Source organism: Paenibacillus sp. J2L1-98 (genome assembly GCF_056269405.1).
Genome location: NZ_JBWDNW010000005.1, coordinates 240,199 through 257,729, shown reverse-complemented (window position 1 = coordinate 257,729; position 17,531 = coordinate 240,199). Strand labels below are relative to the sequence as shown.

The window sequence follows — 17,531 nt, the reverse complement described above, 5'->3', positions numbered from 1 at the left end:
TCCATGAACGACGGACGCATTTGGCGACGCAAAAAAGACGGCAACAAGCTGACTGCCATTATGCAGGTGCGAAATGCGCAGGGCCGGTACTTAGAGGCGGTTTTGTCCGAGCTTTCCGGCTTTGCCGACGAGCTCGTCATTGTCGATGACGCCAGCACAGACGGAACTTACGAGCTATGCCGCTCCTTCGATAAGGTCGTGAAGCTTGTGCGTCTCGATACGTCACTCTTTCGCTCAGAATGGCAGCTGCGGGAGAGGCTCTGGCAGGAAGCGATTGCGACTGATCCCGATTGGATTCTGTCCGTAGATGCGGATGAAATCTATGAGCAGCGGGCGGCAAAAGCCATTCGGGAGCTAATTAATCAGGACCAGTACGATTGGGTTGCGTTTCGCATGTACGACTTCTGGGGCTCGCTTAGCCACTACCGCGAGGATGAATGGTGGAATTTGCATAAACGGCATACGATGACGCTTATCCGTTATTTGCCCGGCTATCATTATTATTATCCGCAATGGGAGCATCATGTGCCGAGGCTGCCCATTACCGCAGCCGCGCTGCCGGGGGTTTGCACTGAGTTTCGGGTGAAGCATTTGGGCTGGACCGGAAGCGAAGCCGACCGGCGGGCGAAGTATGAACGCTATAAACAGATTGATCCATTCGGCAAATGGGGAAATCTTGCGCATTACGAGTCGATACTCGATCCAAAGCCGCATCTGGTCCGTTGGCGCGAGGAGGGGAATGAGGATTGAGTAAGGCCGCATCTTCTACGGTTACGATATTAACGCATAGTTATTTGGATGGATATACGCAAAATCTATCACGCCCGTTCGGCGGAGGCCTGGAGCGGTACGTGCATGCGCTCTGTCAGGTCATTGCGGGAATGGGACTGCGTCCGGTCGTTCATCAGCTTTCTTATTTTGGCGCGTTCGATACGGTCTATGAGGGCGTACGCGTGAGAGGCTGGACGTATGAAACAGATCATATCGCTGCCGCTTTCGAGGAGATGGCCGACGCCGGCGAAGGGCTTATCATTTACGGCAGCTGTATCTGGCATCCGATTCGGTATCGGCCGGGCAGCATTGGCATTTGCCACGGCATTAACTGGGATCGCCATGATATGCCGCGCGAGGCAAAGCAAGAAATAGCCGCTATCATCGACAAAGCAATCGGGCAGCTGGGCCGGGTTGTATCCGTCGATTCGCACTTTTTGATGTACTGCCGCTCCGTCAGCTACTACGCCGATCCAGCCCGCATCGTCCTGCTTCCGAATGCAGTTAATACGGAGTGGTTTACACCTTCGGATCACGTTACTGATAGCAGCCGCGACCATGCGGCCGCCCGGGCTGACGGTGTCGGCAGCCGCGGCGGAAAGTCGCCGGACCATGTGCCGGGCGGGGCCGAGCAGGGTCCGGGCGCAATGGTTGAAAGCGGCTGTGAACTAGATGGGAGCGGGCGCGGACAGGAGCGGCCGCTTGATCCGGCCTATGGTGCGCGGGGTGAGCATGCGAAATTAGCGGAGTCGCCTGCTCAAGTTCGCGGTAAACCGAATGCGGGAGAATTGTTGGCGGAAGAAAATGGCGAGCTGGCGGGATATGATGCTGTCGTTAAGGTGCTTGGCGGGCTTGCGAGTGTGGATGATTTCGTCGTTGGGGAGCTTGGTGAGATTGCGAGGATGGAAAACCCGCAAGTTAAAAGCCGCGGCAAACAGCTGCGCGTTTTGTTTCCGCGCAGATTGAGCTTCGAACGCGGAGTTGTTTCCATGATGCTGCTAACGGATGCGATTCTGCAAGAGTACCCTTATGTTGTAATCGAATTTGCCGGCGAGCTTGTCGAAAAAACGTCTGTTGCGATTGCTTTCCATCTTTGGCTGGATGTTCATCCCCATAAAGACCGAATCGAGCAGCGCACGTACTCCTTCGATAAAGTGCGGGATGCCTATCGGAATGCTGACATCGCTGTTATCCCGACGATTTTTTCAGAGGGGACATCATTTGCCTGCTTGGAAGCTATGAGCTGCGGTGTCCCTGTCGTGTCCAGCAATGTCGGCGGACTGAATGATATCGTGATCGATGGCTTGAATGGGAGGCTTGTCCCCCCAAAAGCCGAAGCGCTCACCCAAGCGGTTCGCTTTTTGCTAGACGATGAAGCTGCACGCCTCTCTATGGGCCGCATGGCCCGCAGAACCGCTCTCGCATTCGATCAACGCAAATGGAACGCGCAATGGGCGGCCATTATAGATGCGCAGCGCGCATCACTTACCCGCCTGTAGCGAATGGGCAGCCCGCAGCTAGAACGGATGGTATTGTAAAGCTAATTTTCAGCTCTGTTTAGGGCGGATTTATCAATTGTGCATGTGAATCCCATGCTTACCGGCTCGGTCATAGCCTGTATATCCTGCCAATCCAATTAGCATAGGTATTAGCAGGAAAAACTCCTGCTAATATTGCCCCTATGCGCTCACAAGCTTTACTTAGATGGAAATTATTCCTTTAATTTCGAGGAGATCGCCCTTTTATGAATAAAGAAATTCATTCTATTCATGAAAATAACGCAGAGACCGCCCTTAGCCTCATCTCTGCTTCAGCCTGGAGCGGCGGCACCGTAACCGCCACCGCCCGATTGCGCAGCGCCGCATGGGCGGGCGCTGCTGCAGCGGCGCGAGCCCGCGCCGCGAATGCTGCCGCCAGCCCTGCTGCGGCGGCGCGTGCAACCCATGGCTTCGCCGCCGCAGCAGTCGCGGCTCCGCCAAAGCAGTCCGCCGCAGCGCGCCAGTCGGCTGCTGCGGCAGCAAGCACGCCCGCAGCAAGCTGAGCGGGCGCCGAGCTGCCGCTCGCGAGCGCTATGCGCTGCGCTGCGCGACAGCCGAGCGGTGCGCGAATAACCGCGCACCATTGCAGCGGCGGCAAAGCCGCCGATCCGCCGCCTGCATCACTATTGTTCGCGGCCCGCAGCATACCCCACGCTTGCCATGCGCGAACGCGCAGCAGCGCCTGCTCCAATGCCGCCGATCCGCCCTGCGTCGCCGCAGCCCCATCGCCCTTATCGCGAAGCTCCAGCGCGTACAAATAAATCCCCCGCCGTTCGTCAGTCTCCGGCAATTGCTCCAACAGCTTACGTCCTTGAAAAATATTGCCTTTCTGCACGCAAAGCAGCCCGCGCCAAAACAAGGCCTGCTCCGTGCAGGCAACGCCATAAACCGACCTTATCAACCTCTCAACAATTGGGTCTGCACTCGAATATGCACTTGGGCGCTCACTCTGGTCCGCACTCAAGTCCACGCCCGGACTCCCACTCAAGCCTGTACTTCGCTCCTCACCCGGCATCTCGCATAAATCCTCCATCAAGCTGCCGCCCGCCCGCTTCCCGCTTTCATTCCCAGCTACCCATTCAAATCCCGCATCCCCCATCCGCTCCAGCAGCGCTTCTCCTACCGCAGACAACGCACGGTTTTGACTGTCACCTTGCAGCTCTGACAAAGCTTCTTCTAATCGCACTCGAAACCGGTCGTCCATGGCTCCAAGCAGCATTAAACGTTCCCATGCCGCCAAATAACCGGGGTGCTGAGCGATCGACCAACTATAATAATTCGCCGCCTCCCACTCATACAGCCGTTCGCAGGCTAAACCTGCCGCGTACAGCGTCCGGTAACCGCACGCTCCTGGAGCGGAAATGCCAACAATAGATCTACATCAATAGAAGAATAGGTTTTCAATATGACAAATAATGCGGTTTTTAATAATGAGAACCACCCTCTTTACATGCTCATTAACAATCCTTACAGCTCATCCGCCTCTTTCGCCCCACCGGAGGCAGATGCTTCAAGCAGCGGCAGACTCTTAATAGTCACTACAACAAGCGCGGCCATTGGCGGGGGCTCAAACCAGCTTGTCCAAATTACGAATCCGGCCTTAAGCGACCGATCCTTGTACGTTTCCAGAATATCCGGCGGTATTTCTGCAGCGGCAACCCTCATTTTGTATACCGGCGGGACAGTTTCCGGAGGAGCTGCTCCCACCCCTTTTAACTGCCAATTCGGCAATGCCACCGCCAGCATCGCAACAGCCATAACGTCTGCCGGCACTGTAGGCGGCTCCCCTACCTCATTCATGTCACTCCCTATGGCGACAGGCATGTTCAACTTAGATTTTACGGGCAGCATTATCGTCCCGCAGGGCCAATCCATCACCATTTCTGTTGGACCAGGTTCCATTACCGCTGCAACAAACATTACATGGTGGAAGGCGTAAACGGATGACAATATTTATATCAGATTGCACACCATTCATCCGAGGCTGATCTTTCCAGCCGACATTAGATCTCCTAACAAGCAAATTGAGTCCCTAATTATTTTTATGCATATTTATAACCAATTAACTTCAAATCAGATTATTACTAAAACCAGAAATGATAAAGAAAAACTTCAAATACATCTATAATAATTTATTTATAATTGCATATTTACAACCTTTTTTACTTATTAGTCGAGCGCCATATTCCTGCTCCAAACGTTTCCACAGGGCATAAAAAATAGACAGAACGGATTTTCCGTTTCTGTCCATTTTCAACCTGCTCCCGTAAATGCGAACACGCCTGTTGACTAGCCCCATTTTAGTTTTTTTTGTACCGCTAAATAGGCGTATTTATCTCATGTGCCGGCTGTGATGATGGTTCACACAAGGTGAAGCAGCGTTGTCCTTTTCAATCCATCCTCGCCTAGAATGCTGTTTCTTACCCGTAAATAGCGGGAGTGAAGGCGTTCGATTGGCTAATTTGTATGCAATGAGATGCCTTATTTACCACATCATAAAATGTAATTGCTTCATGATTGCAGCGCAGCTCTTTATCCGGTATGTTGGATCAGTTTTTTCTGCTTTACTATGTGTATTGGGCCACTAACTCAAGCAGGCGTGAGCTCTAGCCTTTATTTACAAATCTATTTCACTTAAATTTCACCCTATCGGCATAATACGGATCAAATGTATATCCGCTTTTCTTCGGAAAAGAGAACGAACTCGCCATCAGACGCCAATCTCCCCCGCAAAACGACTAAAATAGCCATTAAATGGGCTTTTTTTCGCCCGGAAGCCGCATATATTTCATTTTTGGGTGAGGGAGCACTTAAGCAGCTGCTCGATATTGGCCTTCATATCGAAGGGCTCGTCAGTCGACTCGAACCGTTTTATGACATTCCCTTCGCGATCGATCAGAAACTTCGTAAAGTTCCATTTGATTGAGTTGCCTTCCAGATAATGCGGCAGCTTCTCCTGAAGGAAGGCATTAAGCATCTTTCCGCTAGGGTTGCTTGTGTCAAAACCGTCGAAAGGCGCTTCTTCCGTCAGATGCTTGAATAGAGGGTGAGCCGCTTCACCGCGTACCTCGGTCTTTGCGAATAGAGGGAACGTAACTCCATAGTTCAGCTGGCAAAAGTTTTGCACATCGGAATTCGCACCCGGCTCCTGCTCGCCAAATTGGTTGCTTGGAAAACCAAGGATTTCGAGCCCCTGCTCTTTATACTCGGCATACAGCTTTTGCAAATCCGCATATTGCGGCGTAAAGCCGCATTTGCTAGCCGTGTTGACGACAATCAACACCTTTCCTTTGTATTGCTCCATGCTTACTGCTTCACCTTTAATTGTTTCCAGTTCATACGAATAAACGCTCATTTCCCATTGCCTCCTCTTAGTGTATAGATTTCAATAAATTAAATTGTATACAATATATTTTCTAGAAGAGAATACCATGAACATCAAGGACTTGTCAAACTAACTTTCGGGTCAACGCCGACTTCGGAGCCGCAGCCGACGGAGGAAGCCATGTGACGTACATAGAGATGCGGGACGAAGCGAGGCGTCAGATTTATCTTTTGATTGCGGCGGTTAAGGAGTAAAGGGTTTCATCTAGACGTCTCTAATTTTTCTATGTATAATAAAGGGAATTTCTGGTATGCGTAACTGGCGAAACGTAGAGGACTACGGGGGAGTGCATATTACATACAGCCGATCGCCTGGGCAGAGCGTTTGATCCGATGGGTCAAATGCTCTTTTTATTTCTAAGGAGATGATGTCGATGGAGAGGGCAAGGCAGGTTGCAGTTGTGTTGTACGATAGGGTAGATACTTTGGATTTTACCGGGCCTCATGATGTGTTTGGGGTGACTGGATACTTGGGTCGGGATTTTCGGGTCTTTACGGTAGCTGAAAAAGAAACTCCTGTAACAACCGTTAGCGGCATCACGATCACGCCCCAATATAGCTTTGACACTTGTCCAAAGACTGACATTCTCATTATGCCCGGAGGTTTGGGGGCTCGCACAGAAATAGTCAACTCACGACTGATCACCTGGATTCACGAGGCGGCGGGTAACGCCGTGGTTGTGCTTTCAGTATGTACCGGCGCCCTGTTGCTGGCGAAAGCCGGTTTGCTTGAGGGGCTCAGGGTGACAACGAACAGGATGGCTTACGACCTTTTACGAGGCATGGTTTCGCCAGGTACAATGGTTGTGGAGAATGTTCGGTATGTCGATAACGGAAGTATCGTCATGTCCGGCGGTGTCACTACAGGGTTCGACGCGGCGCTGCATGTCGTGGCAAGGTTGTGCGGCGAATCGCGGGCGATGGAAACGGCTTCGCGGTTGGAGTACCGCTGGCATGCGGAGCTGGATATTCGAAGAGCCGTACTGGAGGATGCGGAAACGGTACGCGGTCTTTTGGTCGGTGCGGCACAGTGGATTCAGCGGACACAGGGCTTTGTCCAGTGGCGTGAGGAGAGGTTTACGCATGCGTATGTGTCCGATGTAATCGATCGGTATGAGGTTTTTGTGGTGCATATGGATGGTGTGCCTGTCGGCTGCTTTTCCGTGCAATGGGGATATGAAGAGATTTGGGGAGATCAGTTCCACGAAAATGCTGGCTATGTACATCGGCTGACCGTCTCCCGGGATTGTCAAGGCATGGGGATCGGCACGCGGCTGATCAATTGGGCCGAGCGCTATATCAAAGACCAGGGCAAATCTTGGCTGCGTCTAGATTGTATGGCTGATAACGCGGCGCTCAATAGGTATTATGCCCGTGAGGGATTTGCGTTTTGCGGGCGCTATGACGGTCGGGGCTGGAGCGCGCACTTGTACGAACGGTACGTCGCCGGAATGCCAGATGCAAAACAACCCTAAGCAAGAAAAACCGATATCTACACGCTCTTAGTAAAAGTTCTGGTAAGGGCGAAATCCTGCGAATAAGTGAGCATGCGACATGGCACTAGTGTAAATGACATGTTCTGGTGGGATGATGTCTTGGTTAATATCGTAAGAATTCACCGGTTATTAATAACACGCTGCCGACACATATCAACAAAAAACTAGTTCTTGGTACATATTAACAAATTATGATCCAAGTAGGATAATAAACTCAACCTTTAGTTGGGGGAGAGTGAGTGTTGGTGAAGAGAATAAAAATGTTTATGGCCGCTGCGTTGGTTGGGTTTAGTCTGTTTTCGATAACCGCAGGAACGGCTTCCGCTTCTTCTGGTTTATGGCTCGACGAGAAACTGGGAGATTACAATCCGGAAGCCCGCACCTCAAAGCACCGTACCATTGGGAGAATTGGTTATTTTACGTACTATGGTCCTATAGGTGATTGGACAAACATTAGCGGCAAGCCACTTAAGGTAACAATAAGAATTTTCCCACCAGGAGGTTTAAAAATCTGGGCCATGGTTTCTGGAGGCTATCTGGATGGAAATCCGAAGCTGGTTTCGGACGACGTCGCACAAGTATATACCACCATAATCCAGCCAAATGATGGTCTTAGTTATTATTTTGAGGCTTATGATTACGAGAAAGATATTGAGGAGCTAAGAAGAAAACCAATAATAGTGGTAATTGATGCTATACCGTTAAACTAACACAAAAATCCCCGCCAGCCGAAGCCAGCGGGGATTTCACTTTAGTCGATGGTTGTGATTTTTGTCTTGATATCTCAGGTCACCATAGGCCCGCGCCGCGACGTATGTGACGCCGTCGATCTGCTTGGAGTTGACCAACTTGCCGCGTACCTGGAGCGGCCCTATCAGTACCGGGCGATAATGGGAGAAGGTTCTTACTTAGAGTTTTCGAATCCGGTGGTTGGATTCCTGTTTTGCCTTCGCTTCACTCCGGTTCCTCTCGCTGGCCTCGGAGTGGGGACAACGAAGGCGGTAAAACTCTTGTCTCTTTGAAAAACAGGCAAATATAAAAGTTAAAAGGACTGCTCACAGGCGGCGAATCATCTCGCTGCCTGTGAGCAGTCCTCTTATATAATCTCATTTATTAGTGCGATTGCTTCTTTCTCCCGCCCAGCCATTCCGTGAACAATGCGTAATCCTGCTCGACCCGGTCCGCATACGAGATAGCCCAGCCCGCAATCGACGCGCAAAATACATCCTCGTCATCACCCATTGCCTTTACAATCTCCACTTCGCTATGATAAGCGAGAATACCCAGCGCCACATCGGCATCCGCACGCGCATGCAGCTTAGCCGTCAGCTTTCCCATGCTCGTCGTGACGGATAGCAAATCGCCCGCCGTCTCAAGCGAATCAAGCTTGAGACGCTTCTTGTACGGAGATCGCTCCCGCACATAAAATTGCCGTTCTCCAATGGACAGCCAGCCGAGGTAGGGATCCGCTTCGTGATGCATCGCCTTCTGCGTCATCGTTACCCGCTTGCCCTGATGCTCGAACATCGACCAGAATGTCTCGTCATACGGCATGAAGTACGCCGGAACCGGCACTCGTACCTCTTTCACCTCAAGCACGATATCATCCTCGCCTTGCTCTTCTTCGCCCGCTTCAATTAATACGTAGAATCGGTCGAGACCGATGGAGGCGGTTCCCGAGCCATGCTTCACCGCAATGTCCTTCACCTGAAAATGGCGCAGCTCCTCCGCATCATCCGCTGCGACGGTAGTTAAATAAACCGGCCACGCCTCAAGCAGAACAGCTCGTTCCTCATCGGTTGGCGGAACGATTTCATCGGTCGCTGCAAACTGTCGATGCTCCTGCACGAGTGCGGTCACCTTTTCCAGGAAATGCTGATCCTTGCGTTTTTGCAGCTTTTTGAGCAGCTTCTTCACGGGTCCTTCCGCTTGATCGACGTCGATTGCATACGTGGCGGGATCATCCTTTCCCTTCACGAATCGGCGTATTTGCTTAGAATACGCCTGCAAGTATACTTCAATGGAGCTGATTTGGCTATCATATGTATACCCCTTTAATCTTCCGACGAGCGCGATGCTAACCGACATCCGAAGCAGGTCATACAAATACGAGCCTAAATAACCTTCATCGAAATCGTTCACGTCATAGACAAGCGTTCCCCGCTCATTACGGAAGGCGCCGAAGTTTTCGAAATGCAAATCGCCCTGAATCCAGGTCGGGCGGTTAACTGGCGTATGATACGGAAACCATTCCCGTGACACGTCGAAATAAAACAAATAAGCGCTGCCGCGAAAAAAGGAAAATGGCGTTTCCGACATTTTAAGATACTTTTCCTCGCGCTTGCTGCGCTCAAGCTTCATCATTTTATGATCAAATTCTTGAAATATCGCGGATAATGTCCGCCTTCTAAGCTTGTTCTGGGTTAGCTTTACTCGTTCAGTCAGCTTCGGATCCATAGGCTCTCCCTCCGTTAAACTACGATTCTAGTTTTTTCAGCCTCATATAATCGCTAATCATAGCAAGACGCCATGGAATAATCATACCAAACGCAAGCAAATAGAAAATCGTCCCGGTTTGCGGAATCGACATATACTTCTCAACGACACCGTGCAGAGACAGCCGAATGATGAAGAGCGTCAGCATAATAAATACAAATGCCTTCGAGCGCCTAACATAAATTTCGGATTCAACACGCTCCAGACGGGTCGTAACGATTAACGGAAACGCAAAGATCAGCATGCCGGTCAAAAAAGCAGATAATCCCCAGACCCATGGAATATGAGTCACCGAAAAGGCAAACATGATGAAGCCCGTTGCCATTCCCAGCGGCGGTATTACAATTTTTCGCAAGGAGGTGGGCTGATTTCCGGCTCGAATACGAAGTATGATAAGTGTGAGACCAGCTAGAGCCGATACGATGACCGAGCCGACTTGGATCAAGTGTGTAGACAACAACACCGAGTCCTCCCTGTTGTATGGTTTAAATGCCCGAATATTTCTTTCATCGTACTGCAAAAAAAGATTCACTGCAAACATTGAATGGATTGAGCTATCCCTGTCAATATCAATCTCAATTGGTGCTGCGGAGGGAATTCTATGGAAGCGAGTGTCGCATTAGTAAAACCAACTATAGCATTAAAGGATGCTTATTTATCGTTTTATCACGAGTGGCTGGGAAGCGGAGAGAACCTGGTACCGTGGGTGATCAGCAAGGACCCGGCCGATTTTCAAGGCATGCTGCATCGCTAGCCGGATAATTTCTTTCTCTGCAAGCAGTACACGGGATATCGGCGACTGTCCGGGCTGATGTCTGCTCATCACGATACGTTACGCAAAAACAGGGCTTCGGCATGGCCATGACCTCACTCCAGTCTGCCGCGGCGCTCGCCCTTCCTATTATCGATGTGAAATTGAATGAATGAGTGATGCGCTTCATCATACGCCATTCCAATCATCCTCTCCGGAAAAATAGAAAACGTCCCGTTCTCACTCACCTAGGAGTGTTAACGGGACGTTCTTCGTCTCTTGTCTATAATTATAGGGCAACCAACCGGATAAGGCCAGTCCCCGTTCAAAGTCACTTTATTAGCTAATCGCTACCGTCCCAATTGACCGTTATTGGACATCCCGACAAATACAGCGGTAATTTCTCCTGCTAAATCGACGTATATCGCGGAAAATTCAACTTAACAGGATTTTCTCCTGCTAATATCGGATAAAACTCGAGGAATAGCCCCGTTCGATCGATTTAAGGGGAGTAATTCCTGCTATTTGTCCAAAAAGAGGCACGGCAGCGCGATTAGCAGGAGATTTTCCCGTTAATCTGCTCCGTATGAAGAGCCCTAATGAGCTGAACTCCCTCTACAGCAGAACCACATCAATAAGGAAAGCCCGGCCGCTTACCGGTCCCGATTATCCGCAAGCCGGTAGCCTGCGCCGCGCACTGTAACGATATATTTTGGGGCTACGGCGCTGTCCTTTAATTTTTTGCGCAAGCTCTTAATGTGGGCGTCGACCAAGTTGCTGCCTCCGTAAAACTGCAAGCCCCACACCGTATCAAGCAGCGACTCCCGCGTAAGCACGGACCCGTCCGATGATATGAAATGCAGCAGCAAATCGTATTCCGTCTTTGTAAGATCGATGCGCTGTCCGCCCCGATCAACGGTCATTTTCTTGAGATCGATCGTAATATCCTTAAACGAACGGATGTCTTCGACCGCAGCTTGAACTGTTGAAACCGGCCGATTCAGCAGCATCCGGTTGATTTGCTTTATCGCTTGCTCAGGCTTAGCCGGCCATATAAGCAGCTCCGCCGCTCCAAGAGCGAAGGTGCCGCGCGAATCATACGATTTCTGATCCAGCAGAATAAGAACAGGCACCGCGTGAAAGTCGGCAGATTCCAGTAATTCCGCTCCTGCCTGCAGCGTATTACCCGTGGCAGCATGTACGACAGGTATCGCATCATAGATCAGCAGCTCCGGCTGCAGGCTTTGAAGCATGCTTTTGTTAAAATCATGCAGCGAAAACACATCGAAGCATTCGCCTGACAAAGCAACAAGCAAGCTCTTAACCCGTTCAGGCAGAGGACTAATAATCATAACGCGCTGGGTTATCGAGCAAAGCATCCCGTTTTGAAGCAGCTCTTCCTCCGAATATTCAGCCGTCTCGCTCTGATCTAATGACGCTCCCATATTCATGAAAGCCTCGTCTCTTACGGTTGTTTCGTCGTGCATTGCTCGCAAACCCCCTCTAATACGACCTGTGCATGCTCAATCTTATACTTCGTCTCCAAAACGGCCTTCTGCAGCCAGTCTCCCGGTAATTCGGTAAGCACTTCATCCACGCGTCCGCACACGGTGCACACGATATGCTGATGCTCGTCGGTACGGGCATCATAACGGCTTACCGCTTCTCCTAGCTTGAGCTCCCGAATGAGTCCCACATCCGTCAAATAGCGAAGCGAGTTGTACACCGTGCCGTAGGCGAAGTTGAAGCCTTTGCCGCGCAGCCGGTCAATGACATCCGCCGCCGTAGGATGGTCATCCGCATGCTGCACCACTTCAAATATCGCTTTACGCTGTATCGTTAAGTTAATTTTGTTCATAAGAACATCATTCCTTCTATATACTGACTTTAGACTAAGTATAAAATTATATGCCAAAACGGTCAACCTCGATGTCCGATATGACAAACCTTTTAACTCTATCTACTTTTTCCCCACTCTATGAAAGCGCTTTAAATTTATTGTCGAAATTAATAATCTGAATATTTACAAAATTCTAATAAAGGTGTATACTAAAAATATCTTAAACGAGAGGGGATAGCCCATTGACGTAGGTTAGCGATGCATGTCCCATTAACTCGGGAAGGAGAGTACCGAAGGAACGACTGGACATGCGGGGGACTCAGCGAAAGTGAAGTTAACGGCCATTTGAATGACAGGAACTTTTAGTGAATGTGAAGTTGAGAGTTGAACGACAGGTACTTTCAGTGAATGTGAAGTTGAGAGCCATTTGAACGACAGGTACTTTCAGTGAATGTGAAGTTAAGAGCCATTTGAATGACAGGTACTTTTTGTGAATGTGAAGTTGAGAGCCATTTGAATGACAGGTACTTTTTGTGAATGTGAAGTTGACGACGGTCACTTGGATGACAGGTACTTATGGAAGGAAAGGATTTGAAACAAATCGAAAGGAAGTTGATCGAGGTCAAGAAAGTTAGGATCGAAGTCGATAAGGTTTGTAACAAATTCGAAAGGAAGAAGAAGAAGAAAGGCAAGCAGCGGATTGGAGCGTTTGAATAAATTGAATAGTAGTCTACCAAGCATGTGAAGGGCTTCTGGTTATCTCGGATAAGCAGAAGCCTTTCTTATTTGCGTTTATTTGCGTTTATAAGATTGGACTGAGCAGTCTGGAGATCGATTCTTTGAAACGATTTATAAACGGACGCTTAGCATAAATATCGGCTGTCAACTGAATGCAATTTTGTGAATCTTCCTCAAAAATGCGTTGCAGCTTAGCCGATGTCTGCGTATCATAAATGAACGCATTCATCTCGAAATTCAGCTTGAAGCTGCGAATATCGAGATTGGCTGTTCCAACGGAAGCGACCTTGCCGTCAATGACAAGCGTTTTTGCATGAAGGAACCCTTTCTCATACAAATAGCATTTGACCCCGCCTGCGAGAAGCTCCCCCAAATAGGAATGCGTAGCCCAGTAAACGAAGAAATGATCCGGCTTGCTCGGCAGCATAATGCGCACATCTACCCCGGACAAGGAAGCAATCTTCAGTGCTGTCATCAAGCTTTCATCCGGCACAAAATAAGGCGTTTGCAAGCAGATCGTCTTTTTGGCCGCATAAATCATTTTGATATAGGCATCTTTAATTTGCTGGTATTCCGTATCCGGGCCGCTCGCCACCAGCTGCATACCGATCACACCCGTATTATCGCTCAAGATAGGGAAATACAGTTCATTCAAAACGATTCTGCCGGAAGCCGCCAGGTTCCAGTCCATAAGAAACTGCGCCTGCATTTGCAGAACAGAGTTGCCGAGTACCCTCAGATGCGTATCCCGCCATTCTCCGAAATGCTTATTTAATCCCAAGTATTCGTCACCGATATTAAAACCGCCGATATAGCCGATTTGCCCATCGATAATAACGAGCTTCCGATGGTTGCGGTAGTTGATTTTCAAATTCAAATATGGAATTCGCGACGGAAAAAATGCCGCTTCCTGGCCGCCGGCTGCGACCAGCTCTTGAAAATACCGCTTCGGCAAGCTGGAGCTTCCTATATGATCATACAAAAATTTAACCTCGACGCCTTCTGCCGCCTTCGCCGCGAGCGCCTTCACGAGCTTTCTTCCAAGCTCATCATCGCGGACGATATAATACACGAGATGGATGTGGTGCTGAGCCGCTTCGATATCCTTGAGCAGAGCATCAAACTTCTGCTTGCCCTCAGTGAAGATCTCCACCGCATTGTTGCTCGTAAATACCGCATAGCTCGTCTTCAGGTTCATGTAGATCATGTCCTGATAGCCGTGCATGGCAGGATCATTAAACGATATTTCGTTGTCGCGCAGCTGACGCATTTGCCTCTCGATCGTATGCTCGATAATGCGCTGACTATCGCCGAGCAGCTTGTACAGCTTTCTTTTGCGAATCTTCTGGCCCAATATTAAATACAATACAAACCCGATGACGGGAATGAAGAAAAGAACCATCAGCCATGCCCATGTCGTGCTCGCGTTACGCCGTTCAAGAAAGATGACGGTAACCGCCAAAAAAATGTTTAGAAGCATGATAAGTGCGTATGCGTTTTGCATAATAGCCATCCGTATAGTAGCACCTCAATTTTATGTAAAAGCTAATGCGATCATACTCCAAGCACGGTGTATGTTCAAGCCTGATTATATGCTACAATTCAAGCAGAAACGCCTTGCGCCTGTTGATAACGGCTCAAGATCCGACCAGCATCATCTATAAGCCCGGCAACCCGGGTGAAAATAGTATTCTTTTTTATTCCAATATGACCCGCAGAAGTGGCACTGGAGGAACAACGATGGACATACGCAAACTTAGGCTCGACGAGAAAGCACTCGGCACTTTTAGTGAAGAGCGGGACGAATATGAACGGGATTATGCAAGGCTCATTCAATCTCCCGCCTTCCGCCGCCTGCAGGGCAAATCGCAGGTGTTTGGCGCTGGTACGGGCGATTACTATAGGACAAGATTAACCCATTCGCTGGAAGTATCGCAAATTGCGCGCGAGGTTGCACGCAGGCTTGGCAAGCAGTATGAGTTCCTCGCGCGCAAGGAGCATCCCGGACTCGTATTAGACCCTGCGGTAGTGGAAATTGCGGCGATCGCCCATGATCTCGGCCACCCGCCCTTCGGTCATAAAGGCGAGGAAGTGCTCAACCGTGTGCTCATGGAGGAGCATGGCATGCCTTATGAGGGAAATGCGCAAAACTTTCGTATATTGATGTTTCTGGAGAAACGCGCAGGAAGCGGAAGCGGCTTGGATTTAACCGCTGCTGTATTGCTCGCGATTAACAAATATCCATTCAGCCTCGATGAGCCTGGACGTCTAAAGGGCTTGTACAGCACCGAGTGGGGAGAAATCGAGCAGCTTCGCCGGTCATGGAAAATTCCAGTCGGCTGCTCAACGCTGGAAGCGCAGCTGATGGACCTGTGCGATGACATCGCTTATTCCACGCATGACATCGAAGACGGCATTCGTGCCGGCAAAATTCATATGAACCGCACCTTCTTCGAGGACAGCAGGCTTATCGACCATGTCGTTCAGGAAATTGTCGAGGACAAGGGCAACACCGAAATCGGCTGGGGAGAGGTCGATATTCCCGCGATGGTGAAGCGGGTGCTCGTCAATTATTTCGAGCAGTGGGAAACTCTCTACGCCGGCTGCGACCGCGAGTCCTCCCGGACGAGACGGGAGATGAAGGCGCGCTGGGTCAGCTTATTTGCAGGCAAGGTCGGCATTATTGACGACAAATTGCGCGGCTGGAAGACGGTCACTTTCGTCAACGGCGGACAGCAGGATATCGAGCTGCTGCGGACGATGGAAATATTGAAGAAGCTCGCTTGGGTGACGCTTATCAAGGATTTCCGCGTTCAGCGCCTGCAAATGCGCAGCGAGATTATGATACGCAGGCTTTGGGACAGCTTTAAGGTGCCCGAATACGGCCGTCTCATTATTCCGCCGGACTGGATCGAAAATTTCGAGCTCCATAAGAACAAGTGGAGCTGGCCGCGATTCGTCGCGGACTATATTTCAGGGATGACCGACGCATACGCCGAGAAGGTATACGCCGAGCTTTATGCCAGCAAGTCAGGCTCTATATACGAATTGGATTAATGAACCGAAAGCGCGACTGCGAATGAGATAAGCTCATTTACGGCTGTGCTTTTTTTCTTGAAATAATTTTGTGCCCCGCCGCTAAAAACCAACCCATATTTATCCATTCGACCCGGGTATAAAACGATATATCGTTTGTCAATCCTATAACGGAGGAGGTGATTGATCATGGCTAAGGATGTATTATGCGAAGTGAATTCATGCAAGCACTGGGCTGCAGGGAATCATTGCGCTGCCTCTTCTATTTATGTTGTCAGTAACCGCGGCAAGCAAGCCAGCAATTCTGAAGAAACAGATTGCAAAACGTTTGAACCAAAGATTTAACGTTTGTCTTTACCAATAGAAGCAGCGTAAGCGCCCTGAACCGAGTGTCCGCATATGCTTTCGGGCACGTACAGGTGTTGCTTGCGCCGCTGCTATTGCTCTTATTTTGCGACAGGAACCGCGTCAAAATACTCTTCAAGCGTCTCGCCGCTTTCAGCAAGCTCGGCAGCCAAATCCTTACCTACATAACGCAGATGCCATGGCTCATACTGATAACCGGTGATCTCTTCCTTACCCTTCAAATAGCGGATAATAAATCCGTATTCATGCGCATGCTCCTCGAGCCACAGCGCTTCCTTCGTATCCGCAAAGCAATCGGCTGCCGCGCACTTGCCTTCATTGCCGGAAACGTCGATCGCAAGACCCGTTTCATGCTCGCTTGTCCCGGGAAAAGCGCTGTACGTTTTCGCCTTTTCCAAGCCGTCTCTCTTCACATAGCGGTCAAACAGCGTCTTTTGCGTGCTGTGCGAGCGATAAGCAGATACGCCTGCCAGCAGGATGCTGTCATCCTCTGCCGCTTTAAACATATTCTCCAGCGCCGTTGCCGCTTCTTGCCTCATCTTACGCTTGTCCACTTTTTCGGAAAATATAAATCGAACGTCCGGGTAAACTAAATCTGCAGGGTTGTATTCCTCCGGCAGCTTATTCTGCTTGTTTACGAGCACGGCAATATCCGCAGGCTGTGCGATAACCGCAATGCCGTCCTCGGTCTTCACGGCTTGTCCGGCTCCAGTCTCCTTATCTGACTTAGCCGTCTGCGAATCATCCTTGTCCGCGTTTTCCGCTGGCTTCTCCGCTGCATCAGTCGTTTCACCACTTGGCTCGGTCTTCGGGCCGGACTCGGTTTTGCCGGTCACTTCCCCGCCGATTTCTGCAGCAGAATCCTCAGCAGCAGCAGCAGCCTTCTTTCCCGGAATCGTTGCCGAATCTCCCGATTTCATAAAGGTGTAACCAATCACCATCGCGGCGCATACCATAACGAACAGCAGCAGCCTTCTTCTTTTTTTCATGATAAGCCTCCAGCTATTATTTTTTACATATTTTTCACGTAATTAGGCTTGTATTCATGTCTAGTCCAATACCGGCTAGTTAATAGACTACTAAAACTGCCGCAATGTTTCAATCTAATAGCCTGG

At 49.9% G+C, this 17,531-nt stretch carries 17 protein-coding genes and 1 riboswitch; of the genes, 8 read left to right on the top strand and 9 right to left on the bottom strand.

Translation table 11 applies throughout. The features are described 5' to 3' along the window. Positions 1-3 precede the first annotated feature (3 nt). On the top strand, positions 4-750 hold the full coding sequence (locus tag AC0YNZ_RS13100; RefSeq protein WP_475827022.1) for a glycosyltransferase: 747 nt from the start codon (positions 4-6) through the stop codon (positions 748-750). Continuing rightward, positions 747-2,270, top strand: a complete 1,524-nt coding sequence (locus tag AC0YNZ_RS13095; RefSeq protein WP_475827021.1) for a glycosyltransferase family 4 protein — start codon at positions 747-749, stop codon at positions 2,268-2,270. The genes AC0YNZ_RS13100 and AC0YNZ_RS13095 overlap by 4 nt, the downstream gene beginning before the upstream one ends. A 268-nt stretch (positions 2,271-2,538) precedes the next feature. On the opposite strand, the gene AC0YNZ_RS13090 is transcribed toward AC0YNZ_RS13095, so the two are convergent. The 3 genes from AC0YNZ_RS13090 to AC0YNZ_RS13080 form a co-directional block, all read right to left on the bottom strand. Further along, positions 2,539-3,528: a hypothetical protein gene (locus AC0YNZ_RS13090; protein ID WP_475827020.1), complete on the bottom strand. Its 990-nt coding sequence runs from the start codon at positions 3,526-3,528 to the stop codon at positions 2,539-2,541. A gap of 248 nt (positions 3,529-3,776) precedes the next feature. Continuing rightward, positions 3,777-4,109, bottom strand: a complete 333-nt coding sequence (locus AC0YNZ_RS13085; protein ID WP_475827019.1) for a hypothetical protein — start codon at positions 4,107-4,109, stop codon at positions 3,777-3,779. A gap of 988 nt (positions 4,110-5,097) precedes the next feature. Further along, positions 5,098-5,664 (bottom strand): glutathione peroxidase, encoded by a 567-nt coding sequence (locus AC0YNZ_RS13080; RefSeq protein WP_475827018.1) that lies wholly within the window; start codon positions 5,662-5,664, stop codon positions 5,098-5,100. Positions 5,665-5,938: 274 nt separating this feature from the next. Then, a riboswitch (ZMP/ZTP riboswitch) is annotated at positions 5,939-6,018 on the top strand. 49 nt (positions 6,019-6,067) lie between these two features. On the opposite strand from AC0YNZ_RS13080, the gene AC0YNZ_RS13075 reads away from it, so the two are divergent. Then, on the top strand, positions 6,068-7,168 hold the full coding sequence (locus AC0YNZ_RS13075) for a GNAT family N-acetyltransferase (protein WP_475827017.1): 1,101 nt from the start codon (positions 6,068-6,070) through the stop codon (positions 7,166-7,168). A 266-nt stretch (positions 7,169-7,434) separates the two neighbouring features. Further along, positions 7,435-7,899 (top strand): hypothetical protein, encoded by a 465-nt coding sequence (locus tag AC0YNZ_RS13070; protein ID WP_475827016.1) that lies wholly within the window; start codon positions 7,435-7,437, stop codon positions 7,897-7,899. 403 nt (positions 7,900-8,302) lie between these two features. Here AC0YNZ_RS13070 and AC0YNZ_RS13065 read toward each other — a convergent pair whose 3' ends face one another. Next, positions 8,303-9,646, bottom strand: a complete 1,344-nt coding sequence (locus AC0YNZ_RS13065; RefSeq protein WP_475827015.1) for a DUF2252 domain-containing protein — start codon at positions 9,644-9,646, stop codon at positions 8,303-8,305. A gap of 19 nt (positions 9,647-9,665) precedes the next feature. Then, a complete protein-coding gene (locus AC0YNZ_RS13060; RefSeq protein WP_475827014.1) occupies positions 9,666-10,148 on the bottom strand; it encodes a CcdC family protein in 483 nt (160 codons plus the stop codon). 138 nt (positions 10,149-10,286) lie between these two features. Between AC0YNZ_RS13060 and AC0YNZ_RS13055 the strand changes: the two genes are divergently transcribed. Beyond that, entirely contained in the window at positions 10,287-10,439 is a 153-nt protein-coding gene (locus AC0YNZ_RS13055) for a hypothetical protein (RefSeq protein ID WP_475827013.1), read from the top strand. A gap of 650 nt (positions 10,440-11,089) precedes the next feature. On the opposite strand, the gene AC0YNZ_RS13050 is transcribed toward AC0YNZ_RS13055, so the two are convergent. Continuing rightward, positions 11,090-11,923 carry a winged helix-turn-helix transcriptional regulator gene (locus AC0YNZ_RS13050; RefSeq protein WP_475827012.1) on the bottom strand — a complete coding sequence of 278 codons (834 nt, stop codon included), beginning with the start codon at positions 11,921-11,923 and terminating at the stop codon, positions 11,090-11,092. After that, positions 11,902-12,294 (bottom strand): Fur family transcriptional regulator, encoded by a 393-nt coding sequence (locus AC0YNZ_RS13045; RefSeq protein WP_475827011.1) that lies wholly within the window; start codon positions 12,292-12,294, stop codon positions 11,902-11,904. The genes AC0YNZ_RS13050 and AC0YNZ_RS13045 overlap by 22 nt, the downstream gene beginning before the upstream one ends. A gap of 558 nt (positions 12,295-12,852) precedes the next feature. On the opposite strand from AC0YNZ_RS13045, the gene AC0YNZ_RS13040 reads away from it, so the two are divergent. Continuing rightward, positions 12,853-12,993, top strand: coding sequence for a hypothetical protein (locus tag AC0YNZ_RS13040; RefSeq protein ID WP_475827010.1), 141 nt, complete (start codon positions 12,853-12,855; stop codon positions 12,991-12,993). A gap of 85 nt (positions 12,994-13,078) precedes the next feature. Here AC0YNZ_RS13040 and cls read toward each other — a convergent pair whose 3' ends face one another. Beyond that, complete coding sequence (cls, locus tag AC0YNZ_RS13035) at positions 13,079-14,527, bottom strand: cardiolipin synthase (RefSeq protein ID WP_475827009.1); 1,449 nt, start codon at positions 14,525-14,527, stop codon at positions 13,079-13,081. Positions 14,528-14,754: 227 nt separating this feature from the next. Between cls and AC0YNZ_RS13030 the strand changes: the two genes are divergently transcribed. Together AC0YNZ_RS13030 and AC0YNZ_RS13025 are read left to right on the top strand one after the other, a co-directional pair. After that, the gene (locus AC0YNZ_RS13030; RefSeq protein WP_475827008.1) at positions 14,755-16,071 is read left to right on the top strand and encodes a deoxyguanosinetriphosphate triphosphohydrolase family protein; all 1,317 of its coding nucleotides are present in this window, start codon (positions 14,755-14,757) and stop codon (positions 16,069-16,071) included. A 168-nt stretch (positions 16,072-16,239) separates the two neighbouring features. Next, positions 16,240-16,395: a DUF1540 domain-containing protein gene (locus tag AC0YNZ_RS13025; RefSeq protein WP_110770157.1), complete on the top strand. Its 156-nt coding sequence runs from the start codon at positions 16,240-16,242 to the stop codon at positions 16,393-16,395. Between the two features lie 101 nt (positions 16,396-16,496). Here AC0YNZ_RS13025 and AC0YNZ_RS13020 read toward each other — a convergent pair whose 3' ends face one another. Further along, a complete protein-coding gene (locus AC0YNZ_RS13020; protein ID WP_475827007.1) occupies positions 16,497-17,405 on the bottom strand; it encodes a M15 family metallopeptidase in 909 nt (302 codons plus the stop codon). Between the last annotated feature and the right edge of the window lie 126 nt (positions 17,406-17,531).